The organism is Roseomonas genomospecies 6 (genome assembly GCF_008365375.1).
In the GTDB taxonomy this organism is placed as follows: Bacteria; Pseudomonadota; Alphaproteobacteria; order Azospirillales; family Azospirillaceae; genus Azospirillum.
This window is the reverse complement of record NZ_QOKW01000033.1, coordinates 26,500-43,821: the sequence shown is the minus strand read 5'-3', so window position 1 is coordinate 43,821 and position 17,322 is coordinate 26,500. Positions and strand designations below refer to the sequence as shown.

Sequence of the window (17,322 nt, the reverse complement as noted above, 5' to 3'; positions counted from 1 at the left end):
AGGGGCCAGATGCGGCGGACGGGCCGGGAAATCAAGGTTGTGCGCCGCAGAGCACCCTTGCGTGGCGCCTTCATGCAAGGGCGGCAGCGCGCTGAAACGACGAAAGCCCCGGCGACGGGCCGGGGCTTTCCTTTCGAAGGCGCGGAACCGAGGCTCAGTGCGCGCCGGAATGGTTGCCGGCGTCGCGCGGCAGCGTGTTGGAACGGCCGCCGACGATGAAGCGCGACAGGTAGGTCGGCAGGACCACCTCGCAGCTCGACAGGCTGGTGATGCCCAGGTCCGTGAAGCCCGGCGCGCCCGGCGCGGCCACGTTGTCGGTCCGCAGCATCTCCACCTGATCGCGGGTCAGCGGCGGGGCGACGATCGGCGGGACCTTCTCCAGCAGACCGCCCAGCTTCTCCGCCACGCTCCAGGGAACCGGAACGAGGAAACGCCTGCGGCGGATCTCCTTGAGCATGAGCTGCATCAGCTCCTTGAAGCTGTAGACCCGCGGGCCGCCCAGCTCGTAGGTCTTGCCGGCGGCGCCGTCCAGGGTGGCGGCCGCGGCGATGGCGTCGGCCAGATCGCCGACATAGACCGGCTGGAACTTCGTCGCCCCGCCGATCAGCGGCAGCGCCGGGGAGATCTGCGCCATGGCGGCGAACTTGTTGAAGAACCCGTCCTCCGGCCCGAAGACGATGCTGGGGCGGATGATGACGGCCTCCGGGAAGGCCTGCCGGACGGCCTGCTCGCCCGCCGCCTTGGACCGGGCGTAGCCGGAGGCGGACTTGGCGTCCGCGCCGATGGCGGAGACATGGACCAGATGGCGCACGCCGCTGGCCTTGGCGATGCGGGCGATGCGCGCCGGGGCGTCGACATGCACGGTCTGGAAGTTCCAGGCCCCGCGCTCGTACAGGACGCCGATCAGGTTGATGACGGTGTCGGCGCCCTGGATGGCCCGCGCGACCGACTGGTCGTCCTTCACGTCGGCGGCCATCGGCACGATCTGCCCGACGGAGCCGGCGGTCTTCAGGAAATTGGCCTGATTCGGGTGGCGCGACACCACGCGCACGATCGCGCCGGTCTTGGCGAGGCGCCGGATGAGATGGCGGCCGACGAATCCCGAACCGCCGAACACCGTGACCACTTCAGAGCGATAGGACATCGACCTTCTCCCGTGCCGTTGGGGCTCCCGTGCCGTTGGGTCCGCGAAACCCTTGCTTCGGTATTGTTCCTCGAAACCGCCGCCCGGCGGGGCCGCGGCGATCGGATCGGGGGTTGCTTATATAGAAAGCTCCCCGAAGTGGCTAGGGCCTGACACGCCGCAGGCGGCCCATTTCGCCCCCGGCGGCGGTTTCCGGCGGACGGCGAAAAAAAGCTGTTGACGGGTATCCGCCGGACGGCTACATAAGCGGCCCACACCGAGCCCAGGTGGCGGAATTGGTAGACGCGCAGGTTTCAGGTACCTGTGGCAGAAATGTCGTGGAAGTTCGAGTCTTCTCCTGGGCACCATATCTACCCGGCTGCGCCGCATGCTACGGACCTCCCCATCGGGACGGACAGGTAGCAGAGCGGCGTTCGTCGTTTCTGGGGTCCGTGGCCGGGGGCCGTCTTTCTAAGCGGGAAGCCACCCAATGCCCATCGACCTTCATGACGGCGACCTGCCGGACGGTCTCGATCTGAAAGCCCTGGCGCGCGACGGCGCCGTCGCCATCGACACCGAGACCATGGGGCTGAACCCCCACCGCGACCGGCTGTGCCTGGTCCAGCTTTCCCCCGGCGACGGCACGGTGCATCTGGTCCAGTTCCGCAAGGGCCAGTACGACGCGCCGAATCTGAAGCGCCTTCTGACCGACCCCGACGTGACCAAGCTGTTCCACTTCGCCCGCTTCGACGTGGCGGTGATGCAGGCCTATCTGGGCGTCGTCTGCCAGCCGGTCTACTGCACCAAGGTGGCGTCCAAGCTGGTCCGCACCTTCACCGACAAGCATGGCCTGAAGGATCTGGTGAAGGACCTGCTGGGCGTGGAATTGTCCAAGCAGCAGCAGTCCTCCGACTGGGGTGCTGTGGAGCTGACGCCGGAGCAGATGAAGTATGCCGCCTCCGACGTGTTGCACCTGCACGACCTGAAGGAAAAGCTGGACGGCATGCTGGCGCGCGAGGGGCGGACCCACCTGGCGAAGGCCTGCTTCGATTTCCTGCCCGCCCGCGGGGAACTGGATCTCGGCGGTTGGGAGCAGCCGGATATTCTGGCGCACTGATGGTTGACGCACGGACTTCTGTCCTGCGGATGCCCGGCCCGGTGGAATAAGCCGGACCTTCCGGACGTTGATTTGACCGGACGCGCGCGGGTGGGCATACTGCCCGCGCGGCGGCAGGCTCGTTGTTGCGTGTAGGCGCGACCCCTGCCGGAGTACCCGCTTTCGCCCGCATGGGCCAAACTGAAGAGGCATGCGCCGCTTTGACGAGCCTGATCGCCCCAAGCCGTATCGATGGCCCGGCCGAATCCGCGGCCGACCGCGACCTTGCCAGCGCCCGGCGGGTCCTGCGGATGGAGGCCGACGCGCTGACCGCGCTGGCCGACGGTCTGGACGGCGCCTTCGTCCGCGCGCTGGACCGGCTGGCCGGGATCGCGGGCCGCGTCGTCGTCTCCGGCATGGGCAAGTCCGGCCATGTGGCGCGCAAGATCGCCGCGACGCTGGCCTCCACCGGGACGCCGGCCTTCTTCGTGCATCCGGGCGAGGCCAGCCACGGCGACCTCGGCATGATCGCCCGGCAGGACGCGGTCATCGCCCTGTCCAATTCCGGCGAGACGCACGAGCTGTCGGACATCGTCGCCTACACGCGGCGTTTCGATATCCCGCTGATCGGCATCACCCGGCGGTCCGGCTCCTCGCTGGCCGAGCAGTCGGACGTGGCGCTGGTTCTGCCTCCGGCGCCGGAAGCCTGCCCGCTGGGGCTGGCCCCGACCACGTCGAGCACGATGATGCTGGCGCTGGGCGACGCCCTGGCGGTGGCCCTGCTGGAGCGGCGCGGCTTCACCGCGGCGGATTTCAAGCAGTTCCACCCCGGCGGGCAGCTCGGGCGGGCGCTGCTGAAGGTGACCGACGTGATGCACAAGGGGGAGGAGATGCCCCTGTGCGCCTTGGATACGCCGCTTTCCAGCGTCATCTTCGAGATGACGGCGAAGCGGCTGGGCTGCGTGGGCGTGGTGGACGCCTCCGGCGCGTTGGCCGGGGTCATCACCGACGGCGACCTGCGCCGCCACCTGACGCCGGAGCTTTGGGCGGAGCGCGCGGACAGCATCATGTCGCCGCGGCCCAAGACGATCCGCCCCAAGGCGCTGGTCGAGGAGGCGCTGCGCGAGATGAACGCGAAGCAGATCACCAGCCTGTTCGTGGTGGAGGCGGACCGGCCGCTCGGTGTTGTGCACATTCACGATTGCCTGCGCGCCGGCGTTGCGTGACGGGCAGCCGGAGGACGATGACGCCATGGACAGTGGCCTGAAGAATCGGACGGTGGACCGGGCAGTGGATCGGGTGGTGGAAACGGAGGATCGGCCCGCGCGCGCGCCGGCCAATCCCGCTCCCCTGGTGGCGGTGCGTGACGGCGAGCCTGCAAAGCGCATCCACCGGCGCCGGGAAATCCGCCCGGTCAGCCGGGTCTACAGCCGTTTCGTCACCGGAATGAAATTCGCCCTGCCGGCGCTGGCGCTGGCCGTGATGGCGCTGATCGCCGTCTGGCCCTCGCTGACCGAGCTGCCGACCCTGCGCATCTCCGCCGACAAGGGCCAGCTCGAGATGATCAAGCCGCGCTACGTCGCGGTGGACGAGGCCAACCAGCCCTTCTCGCTGGTGGCCGTCAAGGCCGACCGCATCGCCGACCAGCCGGACATCGTCCTGCTGGACCAGCCGGAGGCGGAAATGACCCAGACCGACGGGACCTGGGTGACCATCCGGTCCGACCGGGGCTGGTACAATCAGGTCACCGGCATCCTGAAGATGCGGGGCCATGTCCGCGTGATGCGCGACGACGGCAACGAATTCACCACCGAAGAGGCCGAATCCGACATCCGCAAGGGCACCGCCTGGGGCGATGTCCATGTCGTGGGCCAGGGGCCGCAGGGCGTCATCAACGCCGAAGGCTTCCGACTGTCCGACCGCGGCAAGACGATGGTATTCCTGAACGAGTCCAAGGCCGACGTCCAGGCCGCCGAAAGCCCGGGAGGAAAGACGCGTTGAGTGCAGCCCCGTTGAGTGCAGCCACCTTTGCGGCCCCGCTGCTGGCTGCGATTCTCCTGCTGTCGGGGGCGTCCGTCCCGGCGGCGGCCCAGGGGCTGCCCGGCCTCGGCGGCGGCCCCAACCCGGTGGAGGTCAACGCCGATCAGGCCATCGAATGGCATCAGGACGTGCGCGCCTATGTGGCGCGCGGCAACGCCTCGGCCAAGCGCAACGACAGCACCGTCTTCGCCGACGTGCTGACCGCCTATTACCGCGAGGTGCCCGGGAAGGGGAACGAGGTGTTCCAACTCCTCGCCGAAGGCAACGTGCGGATCGTCAGCCCGACCCAGGAGGTCTTCGGCGAACGCGGCGTCTACGACGTGGACAAGCAGGTGGCGGTGGTCACGGGGCGGAACCTGAAGATGGTCACCCGCACCGACATCGTCACGGCGCGCGACACGCTGGAATATTACGAGGCCAAGAACCTGACGGTGGCCCGCGGCGACGCCGTGGCCGTGCGCATCGCCAACGGCGACCGGCTGCGCGCCGACATCCTGATCGGCCAGCTCAAGAAGATGCCGGACGGCTCGAGCCAGATGGAGCGCATCGACGGGGCCGGCAGCGTGGTGGTGACCACCGCCACCGACGTGGCCCTGTCGGACAAGCTGGTCTATTCCGTGGCCGACGAGACCGCGGTGCTTCTGGGCAACGTGAAGATCACCCGTAACGACAACCAGCTCAACGGCGAAGCCGCCGAGATGAACATGAGGACGAAGGTCAACCGGGTGATCGCCGGCCCCGCCACCGGCGGGCGGGTGATGGGCCTGCTGGTCCCTGGCCAGGAACCCGGCGCACCGGGCGCCGCCTCCGCCTCCGCCCAACCGGGCGCCAAGCCCGCCCCCAAGCCCTGACCGACCCGGCAGCGAATCTATGGCCATGGACATCGAAGACCGGAATTTCGGCGGCCCGACCCTTTCCGCCCCAAATTCATCGGGTCATCCGTCGGGTCACCCGGCGGACCATCCCTCCGCCGACGCGCGTCCGGCGGAAGGGCTGGTGGCGCGACATCTGGGCAAGGCGTACAAGAAGCGTCCCGTCGTCCGCGACGTGACCGTGACGGTCCAGCGCGGCGAGGCGGTCGGGCTGCTCGGCCCCAACGGGGCGGGTAAGACCACCTGCTTCTATATGATCACCGGGCTGATCGCCGCCGACTCCGGCACCATCCTGCTGGACGGGCAGGACATCACGTCCCTTCCCATGTACCGCCGCGCGCGGCTGGGCATCGGCTATCTGCCGCAGGAGGCGTCGATCTTCCGCGGCATGTCGGTGGAGAACAACATCCGCGCCGTGCTGGAGGTGGTGGAGCCCAACCGCGACACGCGCGAGCAGATGCTGGACGAGTTGCTGGCGGAATTCTCCATCACCCACCTGCGCCGCGCCCCGGCGCTGGCCCTGTCGGGCGGCGAGCGGCGGCGCGTGGAGATCGCCCGCGCGCTGGCCTCCCAGCCGCATTTCATCCTGCTCGACGAACCGCTGGCCGGCATCGACCCGATCGCGGTGAACGACATCCGCGAACTGGTCAGCCACCTGCGCGACCGCGGCATCGGCGTGCTGATCACGGACCACAACGTCCGCGAAACGCTCGACCTCGTCGATCGGGCATACATCTTGCACGATGGTGTGGTACTAATGGAGGGAGAGCCGGCCGAGATCGTGGCGCACGAGGATGTGCGCCGGGTCTACCTCGGCGACCGGTTCAGCCTCTAGTGCGGTTTCCCTGCCCATGGCGCTCAGCCAACGCCTCGATCTTCGTCAGACCCAATCCCTGGTGATGACTCCGCAGTTGCAGCAGGCCATCAAGCTGCTGCAACTGTCGAACATCGAACTGTCGGACTTCGTGGACCGGGAGATCGAGCAGAACCCCCTGCTGGAGCGCGACGGCGGTCCCGGGGAGGGCGGCGATGGCGGGGGCGACGCTGCGGGTGACGGCAGGGGAGAGCCGGGCGTGGTGGACCTCGCCGCGCCCGAGGAACGCCAGCCGCCCATCACCGACGGACGCACCCGCGACACGGTGGAGATGACGGCCTCGGAAACGATGGGGTCGGCCTCCGACGCGCCGCTCGACACCGATTTCGAGAATGTCTACTCCGACGACCGCTTCTCCGACGGAACGGACGGGTCCAGCGACGTCTACGGTTCCTGGCAGGAGCGCGGCGGGCGCGGCGGCTTCGAGGACGACGATTCGAACCTGGAAGCCACCCTGACCGGCCAGAAGAGCCTGCGGGACCACCTGACCGAGCAGTTGAAGATCGACCTGCCGGACCTTGGCGACCAGCTCATCGGTCTGGCCCTGATCGACATGCTGGACGAGGCCGGCTGGATCACCGGGCTGGAGATCGACGGGCTTGCGGCGCAGTTGGGCTGCGAACCGGCGCGGGTGGAGCGGGTGCTGGCCGCCTGCCAGCGCTTCGACCCGCCGGGTATCTTCGCGCGCTCGCTGAAGGAATGTCTGGCGATCCAGCTTCGCGAGAAGAACCGCTTCGACCCGGCCATGGAGGCCCTGCTCGACCATCTGGAGCTTCTGGCGGCGCGCAATCTGCCGGCGCTGATGAAGGTCTGCGGCGTGGACGCCGAGGACATCGCCGACATGGTGTCGGAGATCCGCAAGCTGAACCCCAAGCCGGCGCTCAGCTTCGACCACACGCCCGCCCAGCTCGTCACGCCGGACATCCTGATGCGCGCCAACCCCGGCGGCGGCTGGCTGATCGACCTGAACCCGGACACTTTGCCGCGGGTGCTGGTCGACCACCGCTACTTCGCGCGCATTTCCGGCACCGCCCGCAACAAGGCGGACAAGGAATACATCACCGAGCGGTTCCAGTCGGCGAACTGGCTGGTCAAGTCGCTGCACCAGCGGGCGACCACCATCCTGAAGGTGGCCAGCGAGATCATCCGGCAGCAGGACGCCTTCTTCATCCACGGCGTCTCGCATCTGAAGCCGCTGATCCTGCGCGACATCGCCGAGGCCATCGGCATGCACGAGAGCACGGTCAGCCGCGTCACGACCAACAAGTTCATGGCGACGCCGCGCGGCGTGTTCGAACTGAAATACTTCTTCACCTCCGCCATCCAGGGGGCGGACGGGCAGGCGGCCCACTCGGCGGAGGCCGTCCGTTACCGCATCAAGGCGATGATCGACGCCGAAAAGCCCGAGGACGTCCTGTCGGACGATAAAATTGTCGAAATCCTGCGCGGCGAAGGGATCGACATTGCGCGCCGGACGGTGGCGAAGTATCGTGAAGCGATGCGCATACCGTCATCGGTGCAGCGACGCCGTGCCAAGATGTCACGCATGTAACCGGGCCGGAAGGGGGCCGTCCTTCATTGACAGCCCATACCGCCGTCACTATGGTCCCCGTCCGCACGTGGCGGCCTTCCGTCGTCCTATGTCCATCGCGGACCAGATTGGAAACATCCCAAAATGCAACTGACCGTCAAAGGCAAGCAGCTTGACGTTGGCGACGCTCTGCGCACCCACGTCGCGGACAGCCTGAACACCGTCGTCGGCAAGTATTTCAACAAGCCGATCGAAGCCAACGTCGTCCTGACGCGTGAAGCGCACCTGTTCAAGGCCGACATTCAGGTCCATGTCGGTCGTGGGATCGTTCTGCAGAGCGCCTCCGACGCCACCGAGCCCTATCCGGCCTTCGACACCGCGTGCGAGAAGCTGGCCAAGCGCCTGCGCCGCTACAAGAGCCGCCTGCGCAACCACCACACCGTCGACGCCGCCGCGCTGGAAGCCGTCCCGGCCCGTTACCAGATCCTGGAAGCGGAGAAGGACGAAGCCCATGTGGAGAGCGAGGAGGCCGCTGCCGAGGCCGTGCAGCCCATGGTCATCGCCGAAATGGAAACCTCCATCGCGACCCTGGCGGTCAGCGAGGCGGTGATGCGCATGGAACTGGCGGACGCTCCGGCCCTTCTGTTCCGCAACGGCGCCCATGGCCGCCTGAACCTGGTCTACCGCCGCGCCGATGGCAACATCGGTTGGGTGGACCCGGCGGAGAAGGCCGGCGCCTGAGTCCGGCCTGCGTTTCAACCACACCCATAGCGTCATGCTCGATCTCATCACGCCGCACGCCATCCTCCCGAACCTGAAGGCCGGCAGCAAAAAGCAGGCCCTGCAGGACTTGGCGCGCAAGGCGGCCGAGCTGACCGGCCAGCACGAACGGGCGATCTTCGACGTCCTGCTGGAACGCGAGCGGTTGGGCACCACCGGTGTGGGCCATGGCATCGCCATCCCGCACGGCAAGCTGCCCAACCTCGACCGCGTCCACGGCGTCTTCGCCCGGCTGGAGCGGCCCATCGACTTCGATGCGATCGATGAGCAACCGGTCGATCTGATTTTCCTGCTGCTGGCTCCGGATCATGCCGGCGCCGACCATCTGAAGGCGCTGGCCCGTGTGTCGCGCCTGCTGCGCGACCAGTCCATGTGCGAAAAGCTGCGTGGGTCGGACACGGCGGACGCGATCTACGCCCTGCTGACCCAACACGAAGCCAGCCACGCGGCGTAACAAAGCGTCTGCGTGGAGACGGGAAACGGGAGAGCCGGCGGCTCTCCCGTTTTTCGTTTTGGGCCTGCTTTGTCGTCGCATTGGGCCCCCACCCTGACCCTCCCCCACTTCGCGGGGGAGGGGATTTAGGGGCGAGCAGCGGAGTTCCCTCCCTCGCCGAAGGTGGGGGAGGGTTAGGGTGGGGGCCCGTTGCAGCGCGTACGCACGCACGTACGGCCCCCCGTACGCTCACACCCGCTCCGCCCAGCCCATGTAGTTCACGTCGAGATCGCGCGGGTTCAGGCGGAACTCGTCGGACAGCGGGTTGTAGGTGATGCCCGTGAGGTCGCGAATCGCCAGCCCTTCCGCGCGTACGGCGGCGGCCACCTCGCCGGGGCGCAGGAACTGGCGCCAATTGTGGGTGCCGCGGGGCAGCCAGCGCAGGATGTACTCCGCCCCGACGATGGCCAGCGCGAAGGATTTCGGCGTGCGGTTCAGGGTCGCCAGGAACAGCGCGCCGCCCGGCGCCAGAAGCTCCGCGCAGGACTTCACGAACAGCGGAACGTCGGCGACATGCTCGATCACCTCCATCGCCAGGACGGCGTCGAACCGTTCGCCGGTCGCCGCAAGGGCTTCGGCGGTGGTGGCGCGGTAATCCACGGGTGTACCGGTCTCCGCGGCGTGGGCCGCCGCGGTCCGTACGTTCCGCTCCGCCGCGTCGATTCCCACCACGGTGGCGCCCATGCGGGCGACGGGTTCGGACAGCAGGCCGCCGCCGCAGCCGATGTCGACGATGCGCAGGCCCTTCAGCGGCTCCGCCGCCATGGGATCGCGGCCCAGCCGGCGGCACAGCGTGTCGCGGATGTAGGCCAGCCGCAGCGGGTTCAGCCGGTGCAGGGGCCGGAATTTGCCCGTGGGGTCCCACCATTCCGCGGCGATGGCCGAAAAGCGGGCGATATCCTCGGGGTCCACAGTGCCTGCGGTTCCGGCGGTCGCGGTCATGAAAGAAATCCCGTATGCTTGGTTTGCGAGAACAATTGCGGGGCGAACTTGCCTCGCTGTGATCGACAGAGTATGGATACGCCGCCCCGCGCCGGCAACGGTAGAGCGGGGGCACGGACTGCCGGCTTTTTTGCCGGCCCAGACATGGTGTGAGGTATGGCGCGGATCGTCCTCAAGTTCGGCGGCACGTCGGTCGGCGACATCGACCGCATCAAGAACGTGGCCCGCAAGGTCGAGCAGGAAGTCAAGGCGGGGCATCAGGTCGCCGTCGTCGTGTCGGCGATGTCCGGCGTGACCAACCAGCTCGTGAAATATTGCAACGACATCGACAAGCTGCACGACGCGCGCGAATACGACGCCATCGTCGCTTCGGGCGAGCAGGTGACCTCCGGTCTCCTCGCCATCGCGCTGCAGTCGCTCGGCATCCAGGCGCGGTCCTGGCTCGGCTGGCAGATCCCGATCTACAGCGACGAGACGCACGGCAAGGCGCGCATCGTGTCCATCGACACGGCGGAGCTGGACAAGCGGATGAACACCGGCGAGGTCGCCGTGGTCGCCGGTTTCCAGGGCGTGACCGAGGGCGGGCGGATCACCACGCTGGGCCGCGGCGGTTCGGACACCTCGGCGGTCGCGCTCGCGGCGGCGCTGAAGGCCGACCGCTGCGACATCTACACCGACGTGGACGGCGTCTACACCACCGACCCGCGCATCGTCTCCAAGGCCAAGAAGCTCTCCAAGATCACCTATGAGGAGATGCTGGAGCTGGCGTCGCAGGGGGCCAAGGTCCTCCAGACCCGCTCGGTCGAGATGGCGATGAACCACCGCGTGCGCGTGCAGGTTCTGTCGAGCTTCGAGGAGGCCGCCGGCAGCGCGCTTCCCGGTACCCTTGTTGTTGACGAGGACGAGATCGTGGAAAAGGAAGTTGTGAGCGGCATCGCCTACAGCCGCGACGAGGCGAAGATCACCCTCATCGGCGTTGCCGACCGTCCGGGCGTGGCGGCCAGCATCTTCGGTCCGCTGACCGACAACGCCGTCAATGTGGACATGATCGTCCAGAACGTGTCGGAAGACGGCAAGTCCACCGACCTGACCTTCACGGTCGGCAAGGCCGACGTGGCCCGCGCCGTGAAGGTGCTGGAGGACGCCAAGGCCGAACTGAACTACCAGCGCCTCGCCTCCGACGCCAACGTGGTGAAGGTGTCGGTGATCGGCGTCGGCATGCGCAGCCACGCCGGCGTCGCGCAGCGCATGTTCAAGGCGCTGGCCGACAAGGGCATCAACATCCAGGTCATCTCCACCTCCGAGATCAAGATTTCCGTCCTGATCGCCGAGGAGTATGCGGAGCTGGCGCTGCGCGCTCTGCACACCGCCTACGGGCTGGACGCGGCCTGAGTCGCGCGGAAGGGGGAGGGGCGGCGATGACCGACGCCAGGTCCAAGGCCGGGTCCGATGGGGCGGCCGCCGCCGCCCGGCTCGACCGGCTGTGGGCGCGTGGCTGCGCCTTCCTCGGCACGCGCACCGCCATCATGGGCGGCGCGATGAGCTGGGTGTCGGAGCGCCACCTCGTCTCCGCCATCTCCAACGCCGGGGGCTTCGGCGTTCTCGCCTGCGGCTCGATGCCGCCGGACCTGCTGGCGGTGGAGATCGCCGCCACGCGGGCGCTGACCGCGAAGCCCTTCGGCGTCAACCTCATCAACATGCACCCGGACCTGGACCGTCTGATCGACGTCTGCCGGGAGCAGGGCGTGGGCCATGTGGTGATCGCCGGGGGCTTCCCGTCCGGCGCCACCATCAAGCGGATCAAGGACGGCGGCGCCCGCGCCATGACCTTCGCCCCGACGCTGGTCAGCGGAAAGCGGATGGTCAAGCTGGGCATCGACGCCCTGGTGATCGAGGGCACGGAGGCCGGCGGCCACATCGGCCCCGTCTCCACCACCGTTCTGGCCCAGGAAATCCTGCCCGACCTGCGCGAGGTCCCGGTCTTCGCGGCCGGAGGCATCGGTCGCGGGGAAGCCATCCTGTCCTACCTGGAGCAGGGGGCTGCGGGCGTGCAGATCGGCACCCGGTTCGTCTGCGCCACCGAATCCATCGCGCACCCGCGCTTCAAGCAGGTCTTCATCAGGGCGTCGGCCCGCGACGCCCAGGCGTCGGTGCAGATCGACCCGCGCTTTCCGGTGATCCCGGTGCGGGCGCTCGCCAACGCCGGCTCCAAGCGCTTCATGGAACTCCAGCGCGAGGTTATCGCCAAGGTCGACCGCGGCGAGATGACCCGTGACGAGGGCACTCTGGAGATCGAGCATTTCTGGGCCGGCGCGCTGCGCCGCGCGGTGATCGAAGGCGATGTGGAGTGCGGCTCCCTGATGGCCGGCCAGAGCGTCGGGCTGGTCACCCGCGAACAGCCGGTGGCCGAGATCATCGGCGACCTGATCGCCCAGGCCGAAGCGGCGCTGACCGCCCGCGCCGTTTCCATCGAAGCCGACGGCCAGCCGGTCATACTGGGGGCGGCGTGAGATGAGCGGCGTCCTGGGCGACATACCCGCCGCCTCGCCGGGTTTCGACGGCGCCGCCTCCCGCCGGTTGCTGGCGCGGCTGCGCGACGTCATGGCGGGGTCCGGTTCCGGGCAGGAGCGGCTGGACAAGATCGTCACCCTGATCGGCATGGAGATGGGGGCGGACGTCTGCTCCTGCTATGTCATGCGGGCGGGCGAGGTGCTGGAGCTGTTCTCCACGCTCGGCTTGAACCAGGACGCCGTGCACAACACGCGCCTGCGCGTGGGCGAGGGCATCGTCGGCGACATCGCCGGCCATGCGCGGCCCATCGCGCTGGACAACGCGCCGTCGCACCCCAGCTTCGCCTACCGCCCGGAGACGGGGGAGGACCCGTTCCTGTCGCTGGCCGGCGTGCCGATCCTGCGCGGCGGCAAGGTCCGCGGCGTCCTGGTCATCCAGCACAAGGACCGCCGCCGCTACACCGAGGTCGAGGTCGAGACGCTCCAGACCATCGCCATGGTGGTGGCCGAACTGGTCGCCCAGGGCGAGCTGGTCAACCCGCAGGAGGTCGCCTCCACCGGCGATCCGGCGCTGCTGCCGGCGCGCCTGTCGGGCACCTCGCTGGCCAGCGGTCTGGCGATGGGGCTGGCGGTGATCCACCGCCCGCAGCTCACCATCCGCCAGATGGTGGCCGAGGATGCGGAGAGCGAGCTGGAGCGGCTGAACGCCGCCATCGCCACCATGCACAGCGCCATCGACGACCTGCTGAACGCGGCGGCGCTGGCGGGTTTGAGCGAGCCGAAGGACATCCTGGAAACCTACCGCATGTTCGCGGAGGACCGCGGGTGGCTGTCGCGCATCCGCGAGGCGATCCGCGTCGGGCTGACGGCGGAAGCGGCGGTGCAGCAGGTGCAGAACGACACCCGCGCCCGCATGAGCCACCTGACGGACCCCTACATCCGCGAACGGCTGCTCGACCTGGAGGATCTCACCAACCGGCTGCTCCAGCACCTCGCCGGGCGCAAGTCGGAGGCCGACGGAAGCACCCTGCCGGACGAGATCGTGCTGGTCGCCCGCTCCTTGGGGCCGGCGGAACTGCTGGATTACGATCAGCGCCGGCTGCGCGGCGTGATTCTGGAGGAAGGCTCGCCGTCCAGCCATGTCTGCATCGTGGCCCGGGCGCTGAACATCCCCGTGGTGCAGGCGCCGGACGCGCTGACCCGGATCGAGCCGCTGGACCCGGTGATCGTCGACGGCGACCACGGGCAGGCCTTCGTCCGCCCGGCGGAGGACATCCAGATGGCCTTCGCGGAGGCCGTCGCGCTGCGTGCCCGCAAGGAGCAGATGTACGAGGCGATCCGCGCGCTTCCTTCGGTGACGCGGGACGGCGTTCCGATCTCCATACAGTTGAACTGCGGCCTGCTGATCGACCTGCCGCATCTGAAGGCCAGCGGGGCGGAGGGGATCGGCCTCTATCGCACCGAAATCCCCTTCATGGTGCGTTCGACCTACCCGGACGTCCGCGCGCAGACGGACCTCTATTCCCGAATCCTCGACCAGACCGACGACAAGCCGGTGGTGTTCCGCACGCTGGATGTGGGCGGCGACAAGATGCTGCCCTACATCGCGGCGAGCGAGGGGGAGGAGAATCCGGCGCTCGGCTGGCGGGCCATCCGCATCGGGCTGGACCACCCGTCGCTTCTGCGCCAGCAGTTGCGCGCCCTGCTGCGCGCGTCCAGCGGGCGCCCGCTGTCGGTGATGTTCCCGATGATCGCGGAGGTGGCTGAGTTCGACGCCGCCCGCCGTCTGCTCGACCTGGAGATCGCCCGCCTGGAAGGCCAGGGCTTCGAACCGCCCAGCCGGTTGCGGGTCGGCACGATGATCGAGGTGCCGGCTCTGCTCTGGCAGTTGCCCGCCCTGCTGCCGCGGGTGGATTTCCTGTCGGTCGGCTCCAACGACCTGACCCAGTACATCTTCGCCAGCGACCGCGGCAACCCGCGCACCTCCGGACGGTACGACCCGCTGGCGCCGGCCATGCTCAGCCTGCTGCGGCGGCTGGTGGAGGCCTGCGGCGACGCCGGCGTCCCGGTCAGCATCTGCGGCGAGATGGCCGGGCGCCCTCTGGACGCCATGGCGCTGATCGGCATCGGATTCCGCTCGCTGTCCATGTCGCCGCCCTCGGTCGGGCCGGTGAAGACGATGCTCCGCTCCCTGGACGTGGCGGCGCTGCGCCAGTACATGGGCGGGCTGTACCAGCGGGGCGACCACAGCCTGCGCGACAAGCTGCGCACCTTCGCCAAGGACCACGGCGTCATCATCTGAGGCGGTTTGGTGGGGTGGTTGTGGGTGGGGGCCCGGTGCGAGGGCCTCCAACGGCGGCGTTTTGTTACAGCGGTCCGGACGAAGGGCGTATATAAGGCTTCCGAGGCGACGGTACGGTTGAGATGATGGGCAAGCGCAAGGTTTTCGGCAGTTACGACCCCGCGCAGGACGGCCCGGCGCAGTCCGGCCCCAGCGTGTCCGACACCCTGCGCGAGACACGCGAGAGCCTCGGTTACGACCTGCGCGAGGTCGCGACGATGCTGCGCATCCGCTACCCCTACTTGCAGGCCATCGAGGCGGGCCGGTTCGAGGAACTGCCGGGCACCGCCTACGCGGCGGGCTTCCTGCGGTCCTACGCCGAATGCCTGGGGCTGGACCCGGACACCATCCTCACCCGCTACAAGGACGAGGCGGCGGGCCGCACGCGCAACCAGCAGCTCTATTTCCCGACGCCGGTGCCGGAAGGCCGCATCCCCGGCGGCACGGTCCTGCTGGGCACGATGGTGCTGGCGGGAATCGTCTATGGCGGCTGGTACTATCTGTCGGCGACCGACCGGTCCATGGTCGATCTGGTCCCGACCCTGCCCGACCGGCTGGTCTCGCTGCTCGACACGCTGCCCTTCAACGGAAACCCCATCAACGGCAGCCAGAACGCTCCGGCCCCGGTGCCCGCCGAATCGCCCGCCGCCCCCGCCCCGACCGTGACGGCGGAGGCCCCGGCTCCGGCTGCCGCACCGCCCGCGGTCGGCGGTGCCTCCACGGTCGCTCCGGCCCCCGCGGCGGCTCCCGCTCCGGCCCCGGCTCCAGTCAGCCAAGTTCCGGTTGCCCCGCCGCCCGCCGCTCCGGCCCCTGCCAAACCCGCGCCCGCTCCCGCTCCGGTGGCCGCCAAGCCGAACACCCCCGCGGCGGCACCTGTGCCCACTCCGGCGGCACCCGCTCCATCGGCGGTGGTGAACGTTCCGCCGCCCCCGGCGGAGGACGACGAGTCCGAAGGCGCCACGCAGGAACCGACCCCGCTGACCCCCGCCGCCCCGGCCATCGCCAGCCTGCCGCCCGCGGCTCCCGCCGCTCCGCCGCCCGCCGCGGACGGGGCGCTGCCGTCGAAGGTCTACGGTACGCAGAACGCGGCCTCGCGCATCCAGCTCCGCGCCACGCAGGACAGTTGGATTCAGGTGCGCGACAACAGCGGCGAGATCATCTTCACCCGCGTGCTGAAGCCGGGCGACGTCTACCGCGTGCCCGACCGGTCCGGCATCCGCGTCCGCACCGGCAACGCGGGCGGGCTGGTCGTCGTCACGGATGGGGTGGAAGGCGCCCCGCTGGGGGCCGTCGGGCAGGTGCTGCGCGACGTGTCGCTGGACCAGCACGCCCCGACCTTGCGCGGCTCCGCTCCCGCCCATTGAGCCACCCACCAGGGGCGGGCCGCTTACGGCATTTTCCCTTGAATCCGGCGCGGCGGACCGCACTTCAGGCGTAACGCCGGCTGCGCTATAAGAGCGCGCCGGACCCTATTTCATGCCCCGAGGCCACAGCCCATGAGCAGCCTGCGCGCCTACCGCCAGATCCTCCGCCGCAAATCCCGCCAGATCCGGGTGGGCAACGTGCTCGTCGGCGGCGACGCGCCGATCTCGGTGCAGACCATGACCAACACGCCGACCGCCGACGTGGCCGCGACGGTCGCGCAGATCCAGGCGGCGGAGCGGGTGGGCGCCGACATCGTGCGCGTCTCCTGCCCCGACCGCGAGTCGGCGCTGGCGCTGAAGCAGATCGTTCCGCAGGTGTCGGTGCCGATCGTCGCCGACATCCATTTCCACTACAAGCGCGCCATCGAGGCCGCGGAAAGCGGCGCCGCCTGTCTGCGCATCAACCCCGGCAACATCGGCTCGGCGGAGCGGGTGCGCGAGGTGGTGAAGGCGGCCAAGGATTACGGCTGCTCCATGCGCATCGGCGTCAACGCCGGCTCCCTGGAGCAGGACCTGCTGGAGAAGTACGGCGAGCCCTGCCCGGAAGCCCTGGTGGAGAGCGCGCTCAACCACGCCAAGATCCTGGAGGACCATGATTTCACCGAGTTCAAGATCTCGGTGAAGGCGTCCGACGTGTTCCTGGCCGTCGCCGCCTACCAGGGCTTGGCCGAGGCCTGCGACTACCCGCTGCACATCGGCATCACGGAGGCCGGCGGTCTGCGCGCCGGGACGGTGAAATCGTCCATCGGGCTGGGCATGCTGCTGTGGTCGGGCATCGGCGACACCATCCGCGTGTCCCTGTCCGCCGAGCCGGCGGAGGAAGTCCAGGTCGGCTATGAGATGCTGAAGTCGCTGGGCCTGCGGCGGCGCGGCGTCACGGTCATCTCCTGCCCGAGCTGCGCGCGGCAGAACTTCAACGTCATCAAGACGGTGGAAACGCTGGAGGCGCGGCTGGCCCACATCACGACGCCGCTGACCCTGTCGGTCATCGGCTGCGTGGTCAATGGCCCCGGCGAGGCGCGGGAAACCGATATCGGGTTGACCGGCGGCGGCAACAACACCCATCAGGTCTATCTGTCCGGCGTCACCGACCACCGGCTGAAGGACCAGGACATCGTGGATCACCTCGTCGGGCTGGTCGAGAAGAAGGCCGCCGAGATCGAGGCCGCCAAGGCGGCGGAAAAAGCGGCGGAAAAGGCCGCCGGGTGACGGAACCGGCGCGGGCGGAAATTGAATCAGGGACGCTCCGTGCCATCCGTGCTTAAATCCGCGGCAATCCCGTCATCCTTGTGGGCC

General features: G+C 68.8%; 15 protein-coding genes and 1 tRNA gene. 14 read left to right on the top strand and 2 right to left on the bottom strand.

Features of this window, described 5'->3' with window-relative positions:
* Positions 1-154 precede the first annotated feature (154 nt).
* Positions 155-1,144 carry a complex I NDUFA9 subunit family protein gene (locus DS843_RS26920; protein ID WP_149471903.1) on the bottom strand — a complete coding sequence of 330 codons (990 nt, stop codon included), beginning with the start codon at positions 1,142-1,144 and terminating at the stop codon, positions 155-157.
* Between the two features lie 260 nt (positions 1,145-1,404).
* On the opposite strand from DS843_RS26920, the gene DS843_RS26915 reads away from it, so the two are divergent.
* The 9 genes from DS843_RS26915 (at position 1,405) to ptsN (ending at position 8,770) form a co-directional block, all read left to right on the top strand.
* Positions 1,405-1,491 (top strand) — tRNA-Leu (locus DS843_RS26915).
* A gap of 122 nt (positions 1,492-1,613) precedes the next feature.
* Positions 1,614-2,240 (top strand): ribonuclease D, encoded by a 627-nt coding sequence (locus tag DS843_RS26910; RefSeq protein WP_149471902.1) that lies wholly within the window; start codon positions 1,614-1,616, stop codon positions 2,238-2,240.
* 200 nt (positions 2,241-2,440) lie between these two features.
* Positions 2,441-3,445 (top strand): KpsF/GutQ family sugar-phosphate isomerase, encoded by a 1,005-nt coding sequence (locus DS843_RS26905; protein ID WP_475849404.1) that lies wholly within the window; start codon positions 2,441-2,443, stop codon positions 3,443-3,445.
* A gap of 25 nt (positions 3,446-3,470) precedes the next feature.
* Entirely contained in the window at positions 3,471-4,220 is a 750-nt protein-coding gene (gene lptC, locus DS843_RS26900) for an LPS export ABC transporter periplasmic protein LptC (RefSeq protein ID WP_149471901.1), read from the top strand.
* An 11-nt stretch (positions 4,221-4,231) separates the two neighbouring features.
* Positions 4,232-5,110 (top strand): LptA/OstA family protein, encoded by an 879-nt coding sequence (locus tag DS843_RS26895; RefSeq protein ID WP_149471900.1) that lies wholly within the window; start codon positions 4,232-4,234, stop codon positions 5,108-5,110.
* 25 nt (positions 5,111-5,135) lie between these two features.
* Positions 5,136-5,966, top strand: a complete 831-nt coding sequence (lptB, locus tag DS843_RS26890; RefSeq protein ID WP_475849401.1) for an LPS export ABC transporter ATP-binding protein — start codon at positions 5,136-5,138, stop codon at positions 5,964-5,966.
* Positions 5,967-5,982: 16 nt separating this feature from the next.
* Positions 5,983-7,557 carry an RNA polymerase factor sigma-54 gene (rpoN, locus tag DS843_RS26885; protein WP_149471899.1) on the top strand — a complete coding sequence of 525 codons (1,575 nt, stop codon included), beginning with the start codon at positions 5,983-5,985 and terminating at the stop codon, positions 7,555-7,557.
* Between the two features lie 123 nt (positions 7,558-7,680).
* The gene (gene hpf / locus DS843_RS26880; protein WP_149471898.1) at positions 7,681-8,277 is read left to right on the top strand and encodes a ribosome hibernation-promoting factor, HPF/YfiA family; all 597 of its coding nucleotides are present in this window, start codon (positions 7,681-7,683) and stop codon (positions 8,275-8,277) included.
* Positions 8,278-8,311: 34 nt separating this feature from the next.
* On the top strand, positions 8,312-8,770 hold the full coding sequence (ptsN, locus tag DS843_RS26875) for a PTS IIA-like nitrogen regulatory protein PtsN (protein ID WP_149471897.1): 459 nt from the start codon (positions 8,312-8,314) through the stop codon (positions 8,768-8,770).
* 228 nt (positions 8,771-8,998) lie between these two features.
* Here the strand turns inward: ptsN and ubiG are convergent, their stop codons facing one another.
* Positions 8,999-9,751 (bottom strand): bifunctional 2-polyprenyl-6-hydroxyphenol methylase/3-demethylubiquinol 3-O-methyltransferase UbiG, encoded by a 753-nt coding sequence (gene ubiG / locus DS843_RS26870; RefSeq protein ID WP_149471896.1) that lies wholly within the window; start codon positions 9,749-9,751, stop codon positions 8,999-9,001.
* A gap of 156 nt (positions 9,752-9,907) precedes the next feature.
* On the opposite strand from ubiG, the gene DS843_RS26865 reads away from it, so the two are divergent.
* The 5 genes from DS843_RS26865 (at position 9,908) to ispG (ending at position 17,235) form a co-directional block, all read left to right on the top strand.
* Positions 9,908-11,143: an aspartate kinase gene (locus DS843_RS26865; RefSeq protein ID WP_149471895.1), complete on the top strand. Its 1,236-nt coding sequence runs from the start codon at positions 9,908-9,910 to the stop codon at positions 11,141-11,143.
* A gap of 26 nt (positions 11,144-11,169) precedes the next feature.
* A complete protein-coding gene (locus DS843_RS26860; protein ID WP_149471894.1) occupies positions 11,170-12,261 on the top strand; it encodes an NAD(P)H-dependent flavin oxidoreductase in 1,092 nt (363 codons plus the stop codon).
* A 1-nt stretch (position 12,262) separates the two neighbouring features.
* Entirely contained in the window at positions 12,263-14,563 is a 2,301-nt protein-coding gene (gene ptsP / locus DS843_RS26855; RefSeq protein ID WP_149471893.1) for a phosphoenolpyruvate--protein phosphotransferase, read from the top strand.
* 122 nt (positions 14,564-14,685) lie between these two features.
* Positions 14,686-15,966 carry a helix-turn-helix domain-containing protein gene (locus DS843_RS26850; protein WP_286192345.1) on the top strand — a complete coding sequence of 427 codons (1,281 nt, stop codon included), beginning with the start codon at positions 14,686-14,688 and terminating at the stop codon, positions 15,964-15,966.
* 132 nt (positions 15,967-16,098) lie between these two features.
* Positions 16,099-17,235: a flavodoxin-dependent (E)-4-hydroxy-3-methylbut-2-enyl-diphosphate synthase gene (gene ispG, locus DS843_RS26845; protein ID WP_149471892.1), complete on the top strand. Its 1,137-nt coding sequence runs from the start codon at positions 16,099-16,101 to the stop codon at positions 17,233-17,235.
* Positions 17,236-17,322: the final 87 nt, after the last annotated feature.